This is a genomic window from Pseudonocardia yuanmonensis, from assembly GCF_039542425.1.
Lineage (GTDB): Bacteria > Actinomycetota > Actinomycetes > Mycobacteriales > Pseudonocardiaceae > Pseudonocardia > Pseudonocardia yuanmonensis.
This window is the reverse complement of sequence record NZ_BAABIC010000019.1, coordinates 19,674-40,243: the sequence shown is the minus strand read 5'-3', so window position 1 is coordinate 40,243 and position 20,570 is coordinate 19,674. Positions and strand designations below refer to the sequence as shown.

General features: G+C 74.9%; 19 protein-coding genes and 1 pseudogene. 16 read left to right on the top strand and 4 right to left on the bottom strand.

Features of this window, described 5'->3' with window-relative positions:
• Positions 1–2: 2 nt before the first annotated feature.
• Positions 3–875, bottom strand: coding sequence for an alpha/beta hydrolase (locus ABD990_RS24625; RefSeq protein ID WP_345383113.1), 873 nt, complete (start codon positions 873–875; stop codon positions 3–5).
• Positions 876–1,126: 251 nt separating this feature from the next.
• Between ABD990_RS24625 and ABD990_RS24620 the strand changes: the two genes are divergently transcribed.
• The 3 genes from ABD990_RS24620 (at position 1,127) to ABD990_RS24610 (ending at position 5,175) form a co-directional block, all read left to right on the top strand.
• Positions 1,127–3,172, top strand: coding sequence for an NAD(+) synthase (locus ABD990_RS24620; RefSeq protein WP_345383112.1), 2,046 nt, complete (start codon positions 1,127–1,129; stop codon positions 3,170–3,172).
• 91 nt (positions 3,173–3,263) lie between these two features.
• On the top strand, positions 3,264–3,488 hold the full coding sequence (locus ABD990_RS24615) for a hypothetical protein (protein WP_345383111.1): 225 nt from the start codon (positions 3,264–3,266) through the stop codon (positions 3,486–3,488).
• A gap of 112 nt (positions 3,489–3,600) precedes the next feature.
• Positions 3,601–5,175: an MFS transporter gene (locus ABD990_RS24610; RefSeq protein WP_345383110.1), complete on the top strand. Its 1,575-nt coding sequence runs from the start codon at positions 3,601–3,603 to the stop codon at positions 5,173–5,175.
• Between the two features lie 28 nt (positions 5,176–5,203).
• On the opposite strand, the gene ABD990_RS24605 is transcribed toward ABD990_RS24610, so the two are convergent.
• Positions 5,204–6,637, bottom strand: a complete 1,434-nt coding sequence (locus ABD990_RS24605; protein WP_345383109.1) for an amidohydrolase family protein — start codon at positions 6,635–6,637, stop codon at positions 5,204–5,206.
• 206 nt (positions 6,638–6,843) lie between these two features.
• Between ABD990_RS24605 and ABD990_RS24600 the strand changes: the two genes are divergently transcribed.
• The 6 genes from ABD990_RS24600 (at position 6,844) to ABD990_RS24575 (ending at position 12,611) form a co-directional block, all read left to right on the top strand.
• Positions 6,844–7,662, top strand: coding sequence for an IclR family transcriptional regulator domain-containing protein (locus ABD990_RS24600; protein WP_345383108.1), 819 nt, complete (start codon positions 6,844–6,846; stop codon positions 7,660–7,662).
• Between the two features lie 73 nt (positions 7,663–7,735).
• Positions 7,736–8,899, top strand: a complete 1,164-nt coding sequence (locus ABD990_RS24595; protein ID WP_345383107.1) for a CaiB/BaiF CoA transferase family protein — start codon at positions 7,736–7,738, stop codon at positions 8,897–8,899.
• A complete protein-coding gene (locus tag ABD990_RS24590; RefSeq protein WP_345383106.1) occupies positions 8,892–9,692 on the top strand; it encodes a citryl-CoA lyase in 801 nt (266 codons plus the stop codon). Before ABD990_RS24595 ends, ABD990_RS24590 begins: the two co-directional genes overlap by 8 nt.
• A 26-nt stretch (positions 9,693–9,718) precedes the next feature.
• Positions 9,719–10,579 carry a dioxygenase family protein gene (locus ABD990_RS24585; RefSeq protein WP_345383105.1) on the top strand — a complete coding sequence of 287 codons (861 nt, stop codon included), beginning with the start codon at positions 9,719–9,721 and terminating at the stop codon, positions 10,577–10,579.
• Between the two features lie 3 nt (positions 10,580–10,582).
• Positions 10,583–11,527, top strand: a complete 945-nt coding sequence (locus tag ABD990_RS24580) for a quinone oxidoreductase family protein (protein ID WP_345383104.1) — start codon at positions 10,583–10,585, stop codon at positions 11,525–11,527.
• A 52-nt stretch (positions 11,528–11,579) separates the two neighbouring features.
• A complete protein-coding gene (locus tag ABD990_RS24575; RefSeq protein WP_345383103.1) occupies positions 11,580–12,611 on the top strand; it encodes a 5-methyltetrahydropteroyltriglutamate--homocysteine methyltransferase in 1,032 nt (343 codons plus the stop codon).
• Between the two features lie 15 nt (positions 12,612–12,626).
• Here ABD990_RS24575 and ABD990_RS24570 read toward each other — a convergent pair whose 3' ends face one another.
• On the bottom strand, positions 12,627–13,400 hold the full coding sequence (locus ABD990_RS24570) for an LLM class F420-dependent oxidoreductase (RefSeq protein WP_345383102.1): 774 nt from the start codon (positions 13,398–13,400) through the stop codon (positions 12,627–12,629).
• Between the two features lie 99 nt (positions 13,401–13,499).
• Between ABD990_RS24570 and ABD990_RS24565 the strand changes: the two genes are divergently transcribed.
• From ABD990_RS24565 to ABD990_RS24535, 7 genes and pseudogenes are all read left to right on the top strand, one after another.
• Positions 13,500–13,868: a VOC family protein gene (locus ABD990_RS24565; protein ID WP_345383101.1), complete on the top strand. Its 369-nt coding sequence runs from the start codon at positions 13,500–13,502 to the stop codon at positions 13,866–13,868.
• A 53-nt stretch (positions 13,869–13,921) separates the two neighbouring features.
• On the top strand, positions 13,922–14,770 hold the full coding sequence (locus ABD990_RS24560) for an SDR family oxidoreductase (protein WP_345383100.1): 849 nt from the start codon (positions 13,922–13,924) through the stop codon (positions 14,768–14,770).
• Between the two features lie 332 nt (positions 14,771–15,102).
• A pseudogene (locus tag ABD990_RS34550) lies at positions 15,103–15,474 on the top strand (ATP-binding protein); the annotation flags it as partial.
• Positions 15,475–16,873: 1,399 nt separating this feature from the next.
• Positions 16,874–17,845 (top strand): helix-turn-helix transcriptional regulator, encoded by a 972-nt coding sequence (locus ABD990_RS24550; protein ID WP_345383098.1) that lies wholly within the window; start codon positions 16,874–16,876, stop codon positions 17,843–17,845.
• Between the two features lie 91 nt (positions 17,846–17,936).
• Entirely contained in the window at positions 17,937–18,242 is a 306-nt protein-coding gene (locus ABD990_RS24545) for a hypothetical protein (RefSeq protein WP_345383097.1), read from the top strand.
• On the top strand, positions 18,239–18,949 hold the full coding sequence (locus ABD990_RS24540; protein WP_345383096.1) for a hypothetical protein: 711 nt from the start codon (positions 18,239–18,241) through the stop codon (positions 18,947–18,949). The genes ABD990_RS24545 and ABD990_RS24540 overlap by 4 nt, the downstream gene beginning before the upstream one ends.
• Positions 18,946–19,392: a hypothetical protein gene (locus ABD990_RS24535; protein ID WP_345383095.1), complete on the top strand. Its 447-nt coding sequence runs from the start codon at positions 18,946–18,948 to the stop codon at positions 19,390–19,392. Before ABD990_RS24540 ends, ABD990_RS24535 begins: the two co-directional genes overlap by 4 nt.
• On the opposite strand, the gene ABD990_RS24530 is transcribed toward ABD990_RS24535, so the two are convergent.
• The gene (locus ABD990_RS24530; protein ID WP_345383094.1) at positions 19,389–20,564 is read right to left on the bottom strand and encodes a 4-hydroxybenzoate 3-monooxygenase; all 1,176 of its coding nucleotides are present in this window, start codon (positions 20,562–20,564) and stop codon (positions 19,389–19,391) included. The genes ABD990_RS24535 and ABD990_RS24530 overlap by 4 nt on opposite strands.
• Positions 20,565–20,570 lie beyond the last annotated feature (6 nt).

Sequence of the window (20,570 nt, the reverse complement as noted above, 5' to 3'; positions counted from 1 at the left end):
GGTCAGGCGGGGGCGGGGTCGGCGGGCGCGGGGTCGGCGGGCGCGGCGGGCGCGGCCGGGGTCGCCGGGCCCAGCCCGTGCCGGGCGAGGAAGTCCAGCGCCAGGTCCGCGGTCCGCCGCCAGGTCGAGTCGACGACGTACGAGTGGCCGGCGTCGGGGAAGGCGGCCCACTCGGTGACGCCCGGGCTGCGCGAGAGGATCCTGTACGCCGCCCGGCTCGTCGCCTCGGGGACCGTGCGGTCCTTGCCCGCGCCGACCACGAGCACGGGACCGCGGTCGCGGTGCACGTCGACCGAGGCCTCGCTGTGCAGCACGAAGTTCGCGGTCGCGGCCTGGAACAGCGGCTTCATCGGGGAGGGGACGGCGTAGGCGTCGTAGAGGGCGTCGGACTCCTCCCGGCCGATGCCGTTGGCGAAGCCGGCGTGCCAGGAGTCCTTCGAGTGGATCCAGCTGCGGGTGCGCAGCCTCGGCCTGCTCAGCACCGGGAACGCGGTCCTGAGCTGGGCCGGCGGCAGGGCGAGGTTGCCCTTGAACTGGGCGGGCGACAGCGCGACGCAGGCCCGCGCGCAGCCCTGGCCCAGGAGCTTCTCCGCGATCAGGCCGCCGAACGAGTGGCCGATCACGATCGGCTTGGCGGGCAGGTCGGAGATCAGGGACGCGAAGTGGTCCGTGACCCGGGCGATGCCGCGATTCGCGACCGCGTCCGGGTCGGCGCGGCACGCCTCGGCCGTCGGCGCCTCGCCGGGCCAGCCGGGGGCGACGGGCGCGTAGCCGCGCTCGGTGAACAGCTCCACCCACGGCGTCCAGCTCGTCGCGTGCAGCCAGAGTCCGTGGACGAAGACGACGGGGATCGGTCCGGGTGCGGGGATCGACACGTGTCCTCCGTGGATGGTCGGGAACGGCAGCGTAGGGCGGTTCCGGAGCACGGTCGATCGCCCGGATGCCGGAGCGGGCGTGATCACCCGTCGCCCCCAAGCGTGATCACCACTGGCGGTACCTGACGGCCGCGCACGGCCGTGGACCGCAGGACCGTCCATGTCCGGGTCCGCCGCCACGACGAGTACGAGCCGCGCATCGGGGTGGCCGGGCGCGAGTACGGGTCGATCACCTGGGGCAGACTGCCGGTGTGGAGGACTTCTACTCGGCCTACCGGCACGGCTTCCTGCGCACGGCCGCCTGCACGATCCGCACGACGATCGCGGACCCGCCGGCGAACGCCGCCGCCGTCCTGGAGACGGCCCGGGCGCTGGACGGGGACGGGGTCGGTCTCGCGATCTTCCCCGAGATGACCCTGTCCGGCTACTCCATCGAGGACATCTTCCTGCAGGACACGCTGCTCGACTCGGTGGCCGAGGCGCTCGACGAGGTCGTGGCCGGCTCGGCCGACCTGCTGCCGGTACTCGTGGTGGGCGCGCCCCTGCGGCACCGGCAGCGCGTGCGCAACTGCGCCGTCGTCATCCACCGGGGGCGCGTCCTCGGCGTCGCGCCGAAGTCCTACCTGCCCACCTACCGGGAGTTCTACGAGCGGCGCCAGATCGGCCCGGGCGACGACGTCGCCGGCACGATCCGGATCGGCGGCCAGGAGGTCCCGATCGGCCCGGACCTGCTCTTCGAGGCCACCGACGTGCCGGGCTTCGTGCTGCACGTCGAGATCTGCGAGGACATGTGGGTGCCGGTCCCCCCGTCCGCCGAGGCCGCGCTCGCGGGGGCGACGGTGCTGGCCAACCTCTCCGGCAGCCCGATCACCGTGGGCCGCGCCGAGGACCGGAAGCTGCTCTGCCGCAGCGCGTCCTCGCGATGCCTGGCGGCGTACCTCTACGCCGCGGCCGGGGAGGGCGAGTCGTCGACCGACCTCGCGTGGGACGGCCAGACGATGATCTACGAGAACGGCGTGCTGCTCGCCGAGACCGAGCGCTTCCCGAAGGGGGCGCGCCAGGCCGTCGCGGACGTCGACCTCGACCTGCTGCGCGCCGAGCGCATCCGGATGGGCACCTTCGACGACAACCGCCGCCACCACGCCGCCCGCACCGAGGCCTTCCGGCGGATCGAGTTCCGGCTCGACCCGCCGCGCGGCGACCTCGGCCTGCGCCGCGAGGTGGAGCGCTTTCCGTTCGTGCCGGCGGACGAGACCCGGCTCGAGCAGGACTGCTACGAGGCCTACAACATCCAGGTCTCCGGCCTGGAGCAGCGGATGCGGGCGATCGGGGACCCCAAGGTCGTCATCGGGGTGTCCGGCGGGCTGGACTCCACGCACGCGCTGATCGTCGCGGCGCGGGCGATGGACCGGGCCGGCCGCCCGCGCAGCGACATCCTCGGATTCACCCTGCCCGGCTTCGCCACCGGCGACCGGACCAAGGGCAACGCCTACCGCCTGGCCGAGGCCCTGGGCGTCACGTTCGAGGAGATCGACATCACCGAGACCGCGCGGCTGATGCTGAAGAACCTCGACCACCCGTTCTCCTCAGGCGAGCCGCTCTACGACGTGACCTTCGAGAACGTCCAGGCGGGCCTGCGCACGGACTACCTGTTCCGCGCGGCGAACCAGCGCAACGGCATCGTGCTCGGCACCGGCGACCTCTCCGAGCTGGCCCTGGGCTGGTCCACGTACGGCGTCGGCGACCAGATGTCGCACTACAACGTCAACGGCGGCGTCCCGAAGACGCTGATCCAGCACCTCATCCGCTGGGTGGTCTCGTCGAAGCAGTTCGACGAGGAGGTGGGCGAGGTCCTCACGGACGTCCTCGACACCGAGATCACCCCCGAGCTGGTGCCGAGCGGGGAGGACGAGGAGGTCCAGAGCAGCGAGGCCAAGGTCGGGCCGTACTCGCTGCAGGACTTCACGCTCTTCTACCACCTGCGCTACGGGCTGCGGCCGGCGAAGATCGCGTTCCTGCAGTGGCACGCCTGGCACGACCCGGCGCAGGGGCCGTGGCCGCCCGGCTTCCCGGAGGACGAGCGCCCGAGCTACGCGATGGCCGACATCCGGCACTGGATCGAGGTGTTCGCCCAGCGCTACTTCTCCTTCAGCCAGTTCAAGCGCAGCGCGCTGCCGAACGGCCCGAAGGTCTCCGCTGGCGGGTCGCTCTCCCCGCGCGGGGACTGGCGGGCGCCCTCGGACATGCCCGCGCGCATCTGGCTCGACGAGATCCGGCGCGAGGTCCCGGAAAGCTAGCGACGTGTGACGACCACTGGCCCGGACGGCGTAACGCCGCGCCGTCGGTGACGACTACCCAGATGGAGATCGTCCGTCCGAGGGAGTCGTCGTGCCCGACCGTCACACAGCGTGGGGAGCATCCGGCTGGGGCTGCAACGCTCGCGAGCCCTGGGCCCCGCCGCTGTTCACCGCCGAACCGACCACCTGGACCACGGCGGACGCGACGGCAGCGGAGCGCGGGCAGGCGGGCCGGGTCGCCCTGGTCGTCGTGGCCGCCCTGACCCTCCTGCTGGCGGGCACCGCGTACGTCTACGCCGCCCTCCACCTGCTCTGACCTGCCCGGACGGCCCTCTCCTGACCGAGGGCGCCGTCCGGGCACGCCCGGGGCGATGAGTTCCCGGGCCGGCGTCGGTCCCCCTTCCGTACACCCTCGGAAGGAGCCCCCGATGAGCACGCCGAGCACACCGACCACCTCGCCCGCGCGGGCGGGCCGCCGGGAGTGGACCGGCCTCGCCGTGCTCGCCCTGGCCTGCCTGCTCTACGTCATGGACCTGACCGTGCTGCAGCTGGCGCTCCCTCAGGTCAGCGCCGACCTGCAGCCGTCGAGCAGCCAGCTGCTGTGGATCGTCGACGTCTACGGCTTCATGGTCGCCGGCGCGCTGGTCACGATGGGCACCCTCGGCGACCGGATCGGCCGGCGGCGGCTGCTGCTCGTCGGCGCGGCCGCCTTCGGGCTGACCTCCGTGCTCGCCGCCTTCTCCACCACGCCGGAGATGCTGATCGCGAACCGTGCGCTGCTCGGGCTGTCCGGCGCGACGATCGCGCCCTCGACCCTGTCGCTGATCTTCCACATGTTCCGCGACCCGCGGGAGCGCTCGCTGGCCGTCGGGATCTGGATCGGCGCCTTCTCGGCCGGCAGCGGGGTCGGGCCGGTGCTGGGCGGCGTGCTGCTCGGCTGGTTCTGGTGGGGCTCGGTGTTCCTGCTGGCCCTGCCCGTGATGGGCGCCCTGTTGGTCGTCGGACCGCGGGTGCTGCCCGAGTTCCGCGACCCCGACGCGGGCCGGCTCGACGTGCTGAGCGCCGCGATGTCCGTCGTCGCGCTGCTGGCCGTGGTGTTCGGCGTGAAGCGGATCGCCGAGCACGGCCCGGGCACGGGCGCGTTCGTCGCCATCGCCGCCGGGATCGTCGTCGGTGCGCTGTGGGTTCGGCGGCAGCGGCGGCTCGCGGAGCCGATGATCGACGTCGGGCTCTTCCGCAACCGCCGGTTCACCGCGGCGCTGGTCGTCAACTTCCTCGCGATCTTCGTGATGATCGGCTACTTCCTGTTCGTCGCGCAGTACCTGCAGCTCGTGCTGGGGCAGGCGGCGCTGGAGGCCGGGCTGTGGTCGCTGCCGTCGGCCGCGGCGTTCGTGGTCGCCTCCCAGCTGGCGCCGCGGGTGCTCGGCGGGGTCCGGCCGGCGCACGTCGTCGCGGGCGGGCTGGCCTGCGCGGCCGCCGGGATGTTCGTGCTCACCACGGTCACGGCACAGCAGGGCCTCGCGGCGCTGGTCCTCGCCTCGGTCGTCATCTCGCTCGGGATGGGCCCGGTGTTCGGCCTGACCACGGAGATCGTGGTCGGCTCGGCGCCGGAGGAGAAGGCCGGCGCGGCGTCGGGCATCTCCGAGACCGCCGCCGAGCTGGGCGGGGCACTCGGGATCGCCGTGCTGGGCAGCATCGGCGTGGCGCTCTACCGGGGCGGGATCGCCGACGCGCTGCCGGCCGGGGTGCCGGCGCAGGCCGCGGCCGCTGCCGAGGAGACGCTGGGCGGGGCCGCGCGCGTGGCGGCCGAGCTGCCGGCGCCCGTCGGCGGCGAGCTGCTCGGGGTGGCGCGCGAGGCGTTCGTGACGGGCATGCAGGTCACCTCGTTCGCCGCGGGTTGCGTCGCGGTGGTGATCGCCGTCGTCGCCGCCGTGGCCCTGCGCACCGCCGCGCCCGCGCCGCAGGCCGGGCCCGCCCCGCAGCCCGAGCCCTGCCCCGCCTGACCGGCGTCGCGCTGCCCGTGCCGGACCATCAGCCGCCGTGCGTGGCGGCGCTCTGGTAGTCCGTGTAGGTGTACGGGTTGTCGAGGATCTTGGTCTCGGGCACGTCGGGGTTCATGCCCTGCGCCCAGGCCTCCTCGCCGAGGGTGGATCGCAGGTGCTCGACGGTCCGCTCCACGGTCGCCCGGGCCGCCGCCAGGTCGACGTCGACCAGCCGGCCGCCGCGCTTCACGATCCGCCCGCCCACCAGCACGGTGTCGACGTCGCCGCGCTGGGCCTGGAAGGCCACGTGCCCGTAGGGGTGGAGCAGCGGGAACATCACCGGCGAGTGCTCGTTGCGGAGCAGCACGACGTCGGCGGACTTGCCCACCTCGAGGCTGCCCAGGTCGGCATCGCGCCCCAGGGCCCGGGCCCCGCCGAGCGTCGCCCACTCCACGACCTGCTCGGCCCGCAGCGCGGCGTGGGTGACGGTGTTGCCCTTGGCGTGGGCCTCCAGGTGCTCGCGCGAGCGGTCCGCGCCGAGGGTGGTGCGCATGGCGGAGAAGAGGTCGCCGCTCCACCACACCGAGGTGTCCATGGACAGCGACACCGGGATCCCGTGGAGCCGCAGGGCCCAGGTGGGCGGGTAGCCCTGGCCGGCGCTCTGCTCGCTCTCGGTGGACACCGAGACGGACCCGCCGGTGGCCGCGATCCGGTGGTAGGAGTCCGCGGAGAGGGTCGCGGCGTGCACGTAGACGGACTCGGGCGTCATGAAGCCGTGCTCGTGCATGAGCCGGATGCCGTCGTCGTTCGTCGCGCCCCAGACCCCGGCGTGCGTGGTGACGGGCGCGCCCAGCTCGCGGGCCACCTCGAAGGCCGGCTTCTCCGGAAAGGCCGGGTCACCGGTCACGTCGAGGGCCATCTGGAAGCCGAACAGGTCGTCCCGGCGGCGGGACACGAAGTCGCGGAACTCCGGCGCGGCGGTCCACTCGGCGGGCGCCTGCTGGATGTTGCCGTAGGCGAGCACGAACCGGCCCGGCACGGACCGCAGCGCGTCGACGGCGGCGTCGGCATGGTCGACCGTCTGCAGGCCGTGCGACCAGTCGACGGTCGTGGTGACGCCGGCGTCGAGCGCCTCGAGCGCGGAGAGCAGGTTGCCCGCGTACACGTCCTCCGGCCGGAAGGCCTTGCCCCACTCGAGGTAGTACCAGACGAAGTACTGGGTCAGGGTCCAGTCCGCGCCGTAGCCGCGCATGGCCGTCTGCCACATGTGGCGGTGCGTGTCGATCATCCCCGGCATGACGATCCCACCGGTCGCGTCGATCTCGACGGTGCCCTCGGGCACCTCGAGGTCCGGGCCGAGGGCCTCGATGCGGTCGCCGGTGACGAGCACGTCCTGGCCGGTGAGCACCCGCTTGTCGCGGTCCATCGTCAGCACGGTCCCGCCGCGGAGGACGATCGGGCGCCCCTCGGTCGACTCGCTCATCGGCTCGCTCCCTCGCGATTCTCGGACCATCGTCCGCCTGTCGGTCAGCACCGCGTGCGGCTACTGTGGTCGAGCCCGTGGGCGGTGTCAATCACCGCCGATCGCCCCGGCCCGGGGCCGCGGGGTCCGCACCGGTGCCGCCCTGTCCGTCCAGCGGACGCGGTCCGGCTACGGTGGGCGCCGCACGCAGCGGGACGGGGGTACGCATGCCACGCGAGGGAACGGGCCCGGACTTCATCGAGGCCCTGGCCCGGGGGCTGGACGTCATCACCGCCTTCCGGCCCGGCCGGCCGGTGATGTCGCTGGCCGAGGTGGCCGCCGCCGCGGACCTGGCCCGGCCCACGGCCCGGCGTATCCTGCTCACCCTCGCCGAGCTCGGCTACGTCCGCGCCGAGGAGCGCGGCTTCGCACTCACCCCGCGGGTGCTGGACCTCGGCGTGGCCTACGTGCGCTCGACAGGGCTGTGGGAGATCGCGCGCCCGCACCTCGAGCGCCTGGTCGCGCGGACCAACGAGTCCTGCTCGATCGCCCAGCTCGACGGCTCGGACATCGTCTACGTCGCCCGGGTGTCCGTCCCGAAGATCGTGTCGCTGGCCGTGCAGATCGGCACCCGTTTCCCCGCGCTGCAGACCTCGCTGGGCAAGGTCCAGCTCGCCGCCCTGCCGCCCGACGAGCTGGAGCGCGTGCTCGCCGAGCCCACCCGGTCCGGGCTCGTCCCCCGCTGGCAGCCCGACCGGGCGGAGCGGGACACGGTGCTGCGCGAGGTGCGCGCCCGCGGCTGGGCGTTGACGGACGAGCAGCTCGCGCCCGGCATCCGCTCGGTGGCGGCGCCGCTGCGCGACGGGTCGGGCCGGGTCGTCGCCGGGGTCAACGTCAACTGCCACGCCGCGGAGACCTCCGTCGAGCACCTGCTCGAGCACCACCTGCCGCTGCTGCTGCACACCGCCGGGGAGATCAGCGCGGACTTCGCCCGGCTGGAGACCGTCCCGCACGTGACGGTCCCCGGGTCGTCCCGCCCCGCTTGACGCCGGTCCGTTCGGGTCGAAGAATCCCGAGCAGGACGGACGGGTGTCCGTCGAGCGGACAGGAGGGCGGCGGATGGGTACTCCCGAGCCCACGGCAGGCGGCCCGCTGGCCGGACTGCTGGTGGCCGACTTCTCCCGGATCCTCGCCGGGCCCTACGCCACCATGCTGCTGGCGGACATGGGCGCCGAGGTGGTGAAGGTCGAGGGCCCGGCCGGTGACGACACCCGGACGTGGATGCCGCCGGTGCGCGAGGGCGTGTCCACCTACTTCCTCGGCATCAACCGGGGCAAGCGCTCGATCGCCCTGGACCTGCGGGACGAGGCCGACCTGGCCGCCGCCCGCGAGCTCGCCCGCCGCGCCGACGTCGTCATCGAGAACCTCAAGCCCGGCGGGATGGCCCGCTTCGGCCTGGACTACGACAGCGTCCGGGAGACCAACCCCGGCGTGATCTACGCGTCGATCAGCGGGTTCGGCGCCGGCGCCGGCAGGGACGTACCGGGCTACGACCTGATGGTGCAGGCCATGTCCGGGCTGATGTCGCTGACCGGGGACGCGGACGGGCCGCCGTACCGGGCCGGGATCTCCGTCTTCGACGTCATGGCCGGCAACCACGCCGCGATCGGCATCCTGGCCGCGCTGCACCACCGCGACCGCACCGGCGAGGGCCAGAACGTCGAGGTCAACCTGCTGTCGTCGGCGCTGACCGGGCTGGTCAACCACAGCTCCGCGTGGGTCGCGTCCGGCACCGTCCCGTACCGGATGGGCAACGCGCACCCCAGCGTCTTCCCCTACGAGCCGCTCCCGACGGCGGACGACGACCTGATCGTCGCCGCGGCCAACGACTCCCAGTTCCGCAAGCTCTGCGGGGTGCTCGGCGTGCCGGAGGTCGCGGACGACCCGCGCTTCGCCCGCAACGCCGACCGCACCGCGAACCGCGAGGAGCTGCGCCCGGTCCTCGTGGAGCGGTTGCGGCAGAAGAGCGCGGTGGAGTGGTTCGACCTGCTCACGGCGGCCGGCGTGCCGTCCGGGCCGATCCAGACCATCGACGGCGGCTTCGCGATGGCCGAGCGGTTCGGCCTCGACCCCGTGGTCGCCGTCGGGGAGGGTGATCGTGCGGTGCCCACCACCCGGCACCCGATCCGGTTCTCCGCCGCCCCGGCGGTCTACCGGCTCCCCCCGCCCGAGCTCGACGAGCACGGCGCCGAACTGAGGAAGTGGCTGAGCGAGGATGCCTGACCAGCACCGCGAGTACCCCACCGCGCTCGGTGCGGCGTCACGGGAGAAGATCACCCTGCTCGGCCAGGACCTGGCCGACGACGTCATGGGCCAGGTCGGGTTCGGCGAGCTCGCCTTCTGGCTCGCCACCCAGCGCCGTCCGAGCAAGGGCGAGACCCGGGTGTTCGAGGCCGTGCTGGCCGCGCTGGCCGACCACGGCTTCACCCCGACCGCGATCGTCACCCGGCTGACCTACCTGTCCGCACCGGACTCCGTCCAGGGCGCGCTCGCCGCGGGGCTGCTCGGCGGCGGGTCGCGGTTCCTCGGCGTGACCGAGGACTGCGGCCGGTTCCTGCACGAGCGGCTGCCGGCGCAGCTCCCGACGGACGAGGCCGGCTGGGACGAGATCGGCCTGCAGGTCGTGCGGGAGCAGCGGGAGGCGAGGAGGTTCGTCCCCGGGCTCGGCCACCACGTGCACAAGGACGGCGACCCCCGCACGCGGCGGTTGTACGCGATCGCCCGGGAGGAGGGCCTGGTGGGGCCGCACCTGGAGCTGTTCGCGGCGATCGGCCGCGTCCATCCCCAGGTGCTCGGGCGGACCCTGCCGCTCAACGGCGCCGGCGTGTGCGGTGCCGCCCTGGCCGACCTGGGCCTGCCGCTGGAGCTGCTGCGCGGGTTCGCCCTGCTCGCCCGCACCGCCGGGCTCATCGGCCAGCTCGCCGAGGAGCTCCGCCACCCCGTGGGCAACGACATCTTCCTGTCCGTCGACCTGAACAACAGGCCGGTCGACCCGGACCCCTACCGACCGTCCTGACGGTCCGGCGAGAGCGGGAGGCAGCGATGAAGCTGGTCACCGAGGAGAACATCACCGACCTCGCGGTGGAGCGCTGGGCCACGGCCCGCGACCCCCGCACCCGTGAGGTGCTCACCGCGCTGGTCCGGCACCTGCACGACTTCGCCCGTGAGGTCCGGCTGACCGAGGCCGAGTGGATGGCCGCGATGCGGTGGCTGACGGCCACGGGGCAGATCAGCGACGAGAAGCGCGAGGAGTTCATCCTCGCCTCGGACGTGCTGGGCCTGTCCATGCTGGTCGTGCAGATGAACAACCGCCTCGACCCGGCGGCCACCCCGGCCACCGTCCTCGGCCCGTTCCACATCGAGGGCTCGCCGGAGCTGGACTTCGGCGGCGACATGTCCGACGGCTTGCCCGGGACCCCGCTCTACATCAGCGGCACCGTCACCGCGCTCGACGGGACCCCGGTCGCCGGCGCCGTGCTCGACGTCTGGCAGTCCGACGCCGAGGGCGTCTACGAGGCCCAGCTCCCCGACGTCGACGAGGCGCGGCTGCGGGCGAAGTACACGACCCGCGCCGACGGCTCCTACTGCCTGCGCACCATCGCCCCGAAGGGCTACACGATCCCGATGGACGGGCCCGTGGGCGACCTGATCCGGACGACCGAGATCAGCCACTTCCGGCCCGCGCACGTGCACTTCCTGCTCGCCGTCGACGGCTACGCGCCGCTGATCACGCACCTGTTCCAGGAGGGCGCGGAGTTCCTGGACAGCGACGTCGTGTTCGGGACGAAGGAGGAGCTGGTGGTGGCCTTCTCCGAGCGCGAGCCCGGCCCGACGCCGGACGGCGGCAAGTGCGACGTGCCCTGGCTCGAGGCCCGCTACGACTTCCGCCTCCAGCCCGTCTGAGCCGTGCGCGCCGCGGAGATCCCCGCACCCGGCCGGCCGCCCGAGATCACGGACCGCGAGCCGCCCGAGCCGGGGCCGGGCGAGGTCGTCGTCGCGGTCCGGGCTGCGCCGATCACCCCGCTCGACCTGCTCTGCGCCTCCGGGACCTCGTACTTCGGCGTGCCGCGCACCCCGTACGTGCCGGGGGTGCAGGGCGTCGGCACCGTCGACGGGCGGGCGGTGTGGTTCCCGACCTCGGCCGGGATGACGCCGGGCGACGGCAGCATGGCCGCGCTCGCGTGCGTGCCCGAGGCCGACCTGGTGGCCCTGCCCCCGGACGTCGACCCCGTCCGGCTGGCCGCGCTCGGCCTGTCCGCCGTCGCCGCCCACCGCGCGCTGACGAGCACGGGTGGCCTGACGGCCGGTGAGACCGTGATCGTGCTCGGCGCGGGCGGGGTGGTCGGCCAGGTCGCGGTGCAGCTCGCCCGCCTCGCCGGTGCCGCCCGGGTCGTGGCCGGGGCCCGCTCGGCGGCGGCGCAGGAGCGGGCGCGCTCGGCGGGTGCCGACGCCGTCGTCGCCCTGGACACCAACGACGTCGCCGAGCTGGGCGCCCGGTTCGCCGAGGCCGCGGGAGGCGCCGCCGACCTGGTGCTCGACCCGCTCTACGGCGTGCCGGCCGCCGCGGCGGCCCGGGCGCTGGGTCCCGGCGGGCGGCTGGTCAACCTCGGCGGCTCGGCCGGCGAGACCAGCCCGCTCGACTCGTCAACGCTGCGCAGCCGCTCGCTGCGAGTGCTCGGCTACACCAACAACGCCCTGACCCGCGAGGACCGGGCGGAGTCGATCACCCACCTCGCCGCCGCCCAGAGCCTGAGCGTCGCCCACGAGCGGGTGCCGCTCGACGAGGCGGCCGCGGCGTGGGAACGCCAGGCCGCGGGCGGCGCCGAGGGCCGGATCGTCCTCGTCGTCTGACGTCGCCCGAGCCGTGGAGCCACCCCGAAGTCGTCCACCCCTGGAGGAGCCCGTGTCGCTGCCGCTGCTGCCCACCTCGCTGGTCGGGAGCTACGCCCAACCCGAGTGGCTGATCGACCGGGCGAAGCTGGCCGGCCGCTTCCCGCCCCGCGTCCGCGCCCGCGAGCTCTGGCGGATCCCGCCGGAGCACCTCGCCGAGGCCCAGGACGACGCGACGCGGGTCGCGATCCGGGAGCAGGAGGAGGCCGGGCTGGACATCGTGACGGACGGCGAGATCCGGCGGGAGAGCTACTCGAACCACTTCGCTACGGCGCTCGAGGGCGTCGACGTCGACACCCCCGGCACCGCGCTGGACCGCAGCGGGCACCCCAACCCGGTGCCGCGGATCGTCGGGCCGATCGCCCGGCCGAAGCCCGTCCAGGTGGCGGACCTGCAGTTCCTGAAGGCGCACACCGACCGCACGGTGAAGATGACCGTGCCCGGGCCGTTCACCATGTCCCAGCAGGCGCAGAACGACCACTACCCGGACCTCGAGTCCGCGGCCATGGGGTACGCCGCCGCCGTGAACGCCGAGGTCGAGGACCTGTTCGCGGCCGGCGCCGACGTCGTGCAGATCGACGAGCCGTACCTGCAGGCCCGGCCCGAGGCGGCCCGCGCCTACGGGCTCGCCGCGCTGAACGCCGCGCTGGAGGGCGTCACCGGCACCACTGTCGTGCACCTCTGCTTCGGCTACGCCGCGATCATCCACGAGCGCCCGGAGGGCTACTCGTTCCTGCCCGAGCTGGCCGGCTGCACCGCCGACCAGATCTCGATCGAGACCGCGCAGTCCGGGCTGGACCTCGGGGTGCTCGCCGACCTCGCGGACAAGACGATCCTCCTCGGCGTGATCGACCTGTCCGACCACGCCGTGGAGAGCGTGGAGACGGTCGCGGCGCGGACCCGGCGCGCCTTCGACCGCCTCCCGCCCGAGCAGATCGTGATCGCCACGGACTGCGGCATGAAGTACCTGCCGCGCGACTCGGCCGCCGGGAAGATGCGGGCGATGGCGGGCGCCGCGGCCCTCCTGCGGGAGGAGCTCGCGTGATCCGGCGCGGGTCGGTCAGCCCAGCGAGTCCCGCCAGGCGATCCAGTCCTTGAGCAGCGAGAGGTCGTAGTCCGGGCCGCCGGCGCCGACGGTGAACAGCGAGACGCCCGCGTCGAGCAGGTCCTGCCCCGTCTCGGCGGGAGGCGTTCGTACGCCGCACGACCGCGTGATCTCCGCCGGGTCCCGGCCGATGTCGCGGCAGTGCCCGTCGAGCACCGCGCACTTGTGCCGCACGGTCTCGACGTCCCCGAAGCCGTGCCAGATCGCGGCGTGCTCGGCCGTGTAGCGCAGCGTCTTCTTCTCCCCGCCGCCGCCGATGAGGATCGGGATGTCGCGGGTCGGGGCCGGGTTGAGCTTCGACCAGCGGTCGCGGATCCGGGGTAGGGCCGCGCCGAGGTCGTCGAGCCGCCGGCCGGCCGTCTTGAAGTCGTAGCCGTACTCGGTGTAGTCCTTCTCGAACCAGCCGGAGCCGATGCCGAGGATGAGCCGGCCGTGGGAGATGTGGTCGACGGTCCGCGCCATGTCGGCGAGCAGCTCCGGGTTGCGATAGCTGTTGCAGGTCACGAGCGCGCCGATCTCGACCCGGGAGGTCGTCTCGGCCCAGGCGCCGAGCATGGTCCAGCACTCGAAGTGCTTGCCGTCGGGGTCGCCGTAGAGCGGGAAGAAGTGGTCCCAGTTGAAGACGACGTCGGCGCCGGCCTCCTCGGCGGCGAGCAGCGTGTCGCGGATGCGGCCGTAGTCGGCGTGCTGGGGCTGGAGCTGCAGCCCGATGCGGACGGGGGCGGTCATGACGCCATCGTGCTCCCGATCTCCGGGCCGGACATCCCGGGGCGATGAGTTCGGCGGGTAGGGGCGGTCCACCGCTCGTCGACCCCGAGGAGGCACACCGTGATCAGTGGCATCCACACCGTGGCGCTCACCGTGCGGGACCAGGACCGCGCGCTGGAGTTCTACGTCGGCGTGCTCGGCCTGGAGAAGCGGAGGGACGCCCCGTTCGGCGAGGGCCGGTGGATCGAGGTCGCCCCGGCCGGCTCGGCGACGTCGATCGCCCTGGTCGCGGGCGAGCCGGAGCCCGGCGGGCTGGGCACCGCGATCCGGCTCGCCAGCCCGGACGCCGACGCCGCCCACGCCGAGCTGCGGGGGCGCGGCGTCGACGTCGATGCCGAGGTGCTGCGGATGGGCGAGTACGCGCCGCCCATGTTCACCCTGCGCGACCCCGACGGGAACGTGCTCGTCGTGGTGGAGGTCACCCAGTAGCGGTCAGAGCTGACTGTTACTGTCCGGGCGTCCCCAGCGCAGAGGAGAAGCCCGTGACCGAGCAGGACGCTCTCGCCGGCCGCACGATCCTGATGTCCGGCGGCAGCCGCGGCATCGGGTTGGCCATCGCCGTCGCCGCCGGCCGGCACGGCGCCAACGTCGTCATCCTGGCCAAGACCGACCACCCGGACCCGAGGCTGCCCGGCACCGTGCACACCGCCGTGGCCGAGATCGAGCAGGCCGGCGGGCAGGCCCTGGCCGTGGTCGGCGACGTGCGCAAGGAGGAGGACGTCGAGCGCGCCGCCGCGCAGGCCGTCGGACGGTTCGGCGGGATCGACATCGTGGTCAACAACGCCTCGGCGCTGAACCTCACCGGCACCGAGGAGCTCAGCGTCAAGCGCTACGACCTGATGCAGCAGATCAACTCGCGCGGCACGTTCCTGCTGTTCAAGGCCGCGCTGCCGCACCTGCGCAAGTCCGACCGTCCCCGGGTGCTCACGCTGTCCCCGCCGGTCACGATGGCGCCGCACTGGCTCGGGAAGTTCCCGGCCTACGCGCTGTCCAAGTTCGGGATGACGATCCTGACGCTGGGCTGGGCGGCCGAGTTCGCCGAGGCCGGGATCGCCGCGAACTGCCTGTGGCCGGAGACGGCGATCAAGACCGCGGCGGTGCAGAACCTGCTCGGCGGCACCGACACCGTCGAGCGCGCGCGTGACCCGGAGATCATGGCCGACGCCGCCGTCGCCGTCCTGTCCCTGCCGCCGGAGCGCACCGGTGAGACCGTCATCGACGTGCAGATCCTGCGCGAGACCGGGGTCACCGACTTCACCCGCTACGGCGGCGGCGACGACCCCGAGCTCGACTTCTTCGTCGACGAGCTCAGCGCTCCGGCATCCGAGTAGGGCGTCCGAGCAGGGGCGTCTCAGTAGGGCGGGAGTACTTCGGCGGACGCGCCCGGCGAGCAGCCCTCCCGGTGACCATACTGACCGGGGACCCGGGCCCGGGCGCCCCCGCGGCGCTGGCTGCCCTCGGTGCCTGGCACCTGCTGTGGGCGGCGCTGGGTGTCGCGGTGCTCGCCGAGACCCGTACGGAGAGCGCGTGCCGGCCTGACGCTTGCCCGGGCCGGTCCCCCGGACGACACTGCTCCCGGTCGCGCCGCGGGCGCGGAGGGGGTGCGGGAGCGGTGCCGTCCGGGCTGGTGGGTCGCGACCGCGAGCTGACCGCGCTGACCGGCATGCTCGCGGCCGCGCTCGCCGGCGACCCCCGGCTCGTGCTCTGTGGCGGCGAGCTCGGTATCGGCCGGACCCGGCTCGTCACGGAGCTCGCGGGGCGTGCCGCGGCGGACGGCGTCCCGGTCGCGTGGGGTGCCGGCGCCGGACCCGACGCCGCGCCGCCGTTCCTGCCGTGGCGCCAGGTCCTGCATGGGCTCCCCGGTCCCGCTCGACCGGTCGACGGGCCCGATCTCACCCCGCTGACCGACGGCGCGTCGGCCGTCGAGGAGGACCGGTTCCGGCTGTTCGACGCGGTCCTCCGGGTGCTGCACACGGCGGCAGAGCCCGCCGGGCTCCTCGTCGTGCTCGACGACGTCCACCGGGCCGATCCCGCGTCCCTGCGGCTCCTGCACCACGTGGCCGCGCAGCTGCGCGGCGGCCGGCTGCTGCTCGTCGCCACGCACGACGACGCCGCCGGACCGCCGTCCCTGCCCCGCGGGCCGGCGGTCGAGCGCCTCGCGCTCCGCCGGCTCCCGCCGCAGGCCGTCGCGGCGCAGCTGGCGGGCGTCGTCGGGGCCGCGGTGCCCGCCGAGCAGGCCGAGCGGGTGCACGAGCTCAGTTCCGGCAATCCCCTCCTCATCGCCGAGCTGGGCCGCGACCTCGCCGAGGGCCGCCCGATCGGCGTCCCGGCCGGGGTGCGCGAGGCCGTCGGGCGGTGGCTGGGCCGACTCTCCCCTCGGTGCCGCCACGAGCTGCGCGTCGCGGCGGTGCTCGGCCCGTCCGTCGACCTCGTCGTCCTCGCCGCCGTCGTCGGCCGGCCCCTGCTGGAGTGCCTGGACCCGATCGACGAGGCGGCGGCCGCCGGCCTGCTCGAGCCGGCCGACACACCCGGCCGGTACCGGTTCGTCCACCCCCTCGTCCGGGACGCCGTCGAGGCCGGCCTCCCCGGCGGCGAGCGGGTCCGGCTGCACCGGGCCGCCGTCGACGCGATCCTGCGCCACGCCGGCGACCGGGTCGATCCCCACCTCGCGGACCTCGCCCGGCACTGGGCGGCCGCGGCCGTGGCAGGCGAGCGGGCCGAGGCGGCGGCGTGGATCGAGCGGGCGGCCGCCGCCGCCGTGCGCGCGCTCGCGTTCGAGGAGGGCGTCCGGCTCTACCGGCTCGCCCTCGACGTCGGCGACTCCGCGGTCGACGCCGGGGCGCGCCACCGCCTCCTGACCGGCCTGGCCGCGGCCCGGTTCCGCGCCGCGGATCCGGCCGGGGCGCTGGCGGCGGCCGGTGAGGCGGTCGCCGTGGCCCACGGACCGGACCGGGCCGGGCTGGTCGCCGACGCGGTGCTCACCCTGGGCTGCACCAACGAGCAGGGCCTCGACCGCACCGTGCGCGCCCTGTGCGAGGAGGCGCTCGCCGGACCCGTCGGGGGACCGCGCCGGGCCCGGCTGCTCGCCCTCCTCACCGAGACCGACATGTACCTCGAGGACGTCGCGCGGGCCGAGTCGGCCAGCCGGGAGGCGCTCGTCGCCGCCGAGGGCTGCGGGGACACGTCCGCGCTGGTGGCGGCGCTGCGGGCCAGGCAGCTGGCGCGCAGCGGGCCCGACGGCGTCGAGGAGCGGACCGTCCTGGCGCAGCGCCTGCTCGCCGCGACCACGGCGCGGGACGCGGCCCGGCTGTGGGCGCACCTGTGGCTCATCGAACGCGCTCGTCGAGCGCGGCGAGCTGTTCGACGCCGCCGCCGAGCTGGACCGGCTGGAGTGGGTCGCCGGGCGGTACGGCGGGGCGACCGCCCGGTGGCACGTGCTGAAGGTCAAGGCGATGCTGGCCCAGGCCCACGGCCGGCTCGCCGAGGCGGCCCGGCTGGGCGGGGAGGCCTTCGCCGCCGCCCCGGGGAACGGGACGGGCGGCGCCGTGGGATCGCGGCTCGCGCTGCTCACCGCCGTGGACCACCACGCCGGCACCGCGACCGCACTCGAGGCGCTCGCCGCGGCCGGTGGTCCCCTCGCGGCCGGCTCGGGCTACCGCATCACCTTCACCCTGGGTCCCGCGCTGATGCTCACGGACGCCGGGCGGCTCCCCGAGGCCGGCGCGCTGTACCGGTCGCTCGGCCCGCCCGCCCGCTGGCGGCCGGCCCCGTTCTTCCTGCTGACGGTCCTCGCGGCCGGCGTCGTCGTGGCGGGTGCACAGGGCGCGACCGCCGACGTCGCCGCCCTGCGCGGACTGCTGCTGCCCCACCGCGAGCGGCACGTCGGCTCCGGCGCGGGCGTCGCGAACTACTGCGGACCCGTCACGCTCCATCTGGGCTCGGCCGCCGCGCACCTCGGCGAGCTCGACACGGCCGTCGACGAGCTGCGGTCGGCGCTGGCGACCTGCCGCGCGAGCGGCGCCGCCGGGTACGCCGTGGAGGCGCAGACGGAGCTCGCGACCGTGCTCGCGCGCCGCGGACGCGTCGACGACCTGGCCGAGGCGGCGGCGCTGGTCGCCGAGGGGCGAACCGCGGCGGAGGGACTGGGCATGCCCGGGTTCGCGGCCCGGCTCGCCGCCCTCGGCGAGCGGCTGCGCCGCGCCCCGGCCGCCCTGCTGACCGCGCGCGAGCGGGAGGTCGCGGCGTGCGTCGCGCGCGGGATGAGCAACCCGCAGATCGCCGCAGCGCTCGTCGTCTCCGAGCGCACAGCGCAGAACCACGTCCAGCACATCCTCACCAAGCTCGGGTTCTCCCGCCGCAGCCAGATCGCGGTGTGGGCGGTGCACAACCTCGGCACCCGGACCTGAGTAGGCGGCGGAGTATTTCGGCGGACGCGGGGCCCGGACCCGCCCGCCTAGCGTCGACGCGTCCGGACGTCACGAGCCAGAGGAGGCCGCCATGGCGTTCGCCACCATCACCGCGATCCCGGCCGGGACGCTGGCCGGGTACCGGGAGATCGCCGCGCTCGTCGCCGGCGCCGGCCGACCGGACGGGTTGCTCGTGCAGGTCGCGGGCGAGTCCGAGCAGGGCCTGCAGATCGTGTCGGTCTGGGAGTCGGGCGTGCAGCACGACCGGTTCGTCGCGGAGCGGCTGCACCCGGCCCTGCGCCGGGCCGGCCTGTCCGCGGACCCGGGGCCGCGGCATGTGGAGTTCGAGGTGGGCGAGCTCGGCATCGCGGCGGCGCTCGCGCCGTCCGGCTCGTGAGCGCCGTCGCGGCCGTCCGCCCCGCAGGGGGTCGGGGCGGGCGGTCGCCGGTGCTGGTCGGCGCGGTGTGCGGGCTGGCCTGGGCCGCCGCGCTGCGCGCGGTCATGGTCGAGATCGCGGGCCCGGCGTCGGCGTTCGGGTGGGTCGGGACGTTCGAGGGGATCCTGCTCCCCGGTGCGGTCGCCGGGGGCCTGCTCGGGTGGGCCGAGCACCTGCGGCGCACCGGGCGCGGCCGGCGGTGGCTCGCCGCCGCACCACTGGTGTTCCTGCTCTTCACCCCGTGGGCCGTCGTGTCGGTGTTCGTCGACGGCCTGGGCGGGGGTGCCGTCGCGGTGCCCCTGTTCGGCATGGCCGGCGGCTACGCGCTGTCCGGGCGCGGCCCCCGTCCGGCCCGCTGGGCGGCCGGGGCCCTCGCCCTCCTGCCGGTCCCGGCGTGGCTGGTCGCGCTGGGGGTCGCCGGACTCGGGCCGGCACCGGGCAGCGCCCGCGCCGCGTGGACCGGCGTCCTGTTCCTGTCCCTGCTCGCGGTGCTCTCGCTCGCGTGCGCGATCCCGCTCCGCGGCCGTCCGGACCCGTCCCGGCCGGCGTGGCGGCTGGTGGTGGCCGGCGCGGTGTGCGGACTGGCGTGGGGCGCAGGGCTGCGCGGGTTCATGGCGGCCGCGGCAGGCCCGGCGTCGTCCGTCAGCTGCTCGGGACCTTCGGTGTGATCCTGCTACCCGCCACCGTCGTCGGGGGCCTGTTCGGCCTGGCCGAGCACCGGCGTCGCACGGGAGGGCAGGGCCGGTGGCGCCGGCTGGCGCTCGCGCCGCTGGTGTTCGCGATCGACCCGGCCGCGCTGATGCTGGTGCTGCCGGCGATGGCGGGCGGCTACGCGGTGTCCGGACGAGGGTCCCGCAGGGCCCGGTGGGCGACCGGGGCGGCCGCCCTCCTGCCCCTCCCGGCGTACGTGCTCGCGGTGGCCCTCCTCGACGACCTCCGCTCGCTCGCCACCCCGCGCGGCGCCTGGACCGCCGTCCTGCTCTTCTCCTGCTACGCGGTCCTGGTCGTCGCGTGCGCGATCCCGCACCGGCCGGTCGGGCCGGACGTCGGCGCCGCCGCGCCGGCCGTACCCGCCGGGGCGACGCCGACGGGCCCGGGCGAGCCGTCCTAGAACCCGATGGGCAGGCCCGCGTAGTTCTCGGCGAGGCCCATGCGGCCGGCCTCGCTGGCCGCGACCCAGCGCAGCTGGGAGAGCTGCAGCTGGGCGTCGAACGGGTCGCCGGACTGGTGCAGCATCGTCGTCATCCACCAGGAGAAGTGGGTGCAGCGCCAGACGCGGCGCAGGGCCGTGTCGGAGTAGGCGTCAGCCAGGGCCGGGTCCTTGTCGCGCAGCAGCGCGGCCAGCGCCGGGGCGAGCAGGGCGACGTCCGCGACGGCGAGGTTCAGCCCCTTCGCGCCGGTGGGCGGAACGATGTGGGCGGCGTCGCCGGCGAGGAAGAGCCGGCCGTGCCGCATCGGCTGTTGCACGAAGCTGCGCATCGGCAGCACGGACTTCTCCGTGACGGGGCCGGGGGTGAGCGTCCAGCCGTCCTGGCCGTGGCCGAGACGGGTGGCCAGGGCGTCCCAGATCCGGTCGTCGGACCACTCGTCGATGTCGGTGCCGTTCGGCACCTGCAGGTAGAGCCGGGAGACGTGCTCCGAACGCATGGAGTGCAGCGCGAAGCCGTCCGGGTGCCAGGCGTAGATCAGCTCGTCGGTCGACGGCGCGACGTCGGCGAGGATGCCCAGCCAGGAGTACGGGTAGACGCGCTCCCAGGTCTGCTTGACCGCGTCGGGCACGGCGGCGCGGGAGGGGCCGAAGGAGCCGTCGCAGCCCACGACCACGTCGGCGTCGAGGCGCTCGGCGGTGCCGTCGGGGCCGGTGAAGGTGACGTACGGCTGCTCGGTCTCCAGGTCGTGCACCGCGGTGTCGGTGACCTCGTAGCGGATCTCCTGGCCCGCGGCCCCGCGCGCCTTCCCGAGGTCCTTGGTCACCTCGGTCTGCCCGTAGACGGTGACGCTGCGCCCGACCAGGTCGACGAAGTCGAGGTGGTGGCGCTCGCCCGGCCATTGCAGGTAGATGCCGCGGTGCTCGTCGCCCTCCCGGGCGAGCCGCTCCCCCAGCCCCACCTCGTGCAGCAGCTGCACGGTGGAGTGCTCCAGGATCCCGGCGCGGATCCGGGCCTCGACGTACTCGCGGGAGCGGGTCTCGACGATCACGGACTCGACGCCCGCGCGGTCGAGCAGGTGGGACAGCAGGAGCCCGGCGGGGCCGGCGCCGACGATGGCGACCTGGGTGCGCATGGGAGG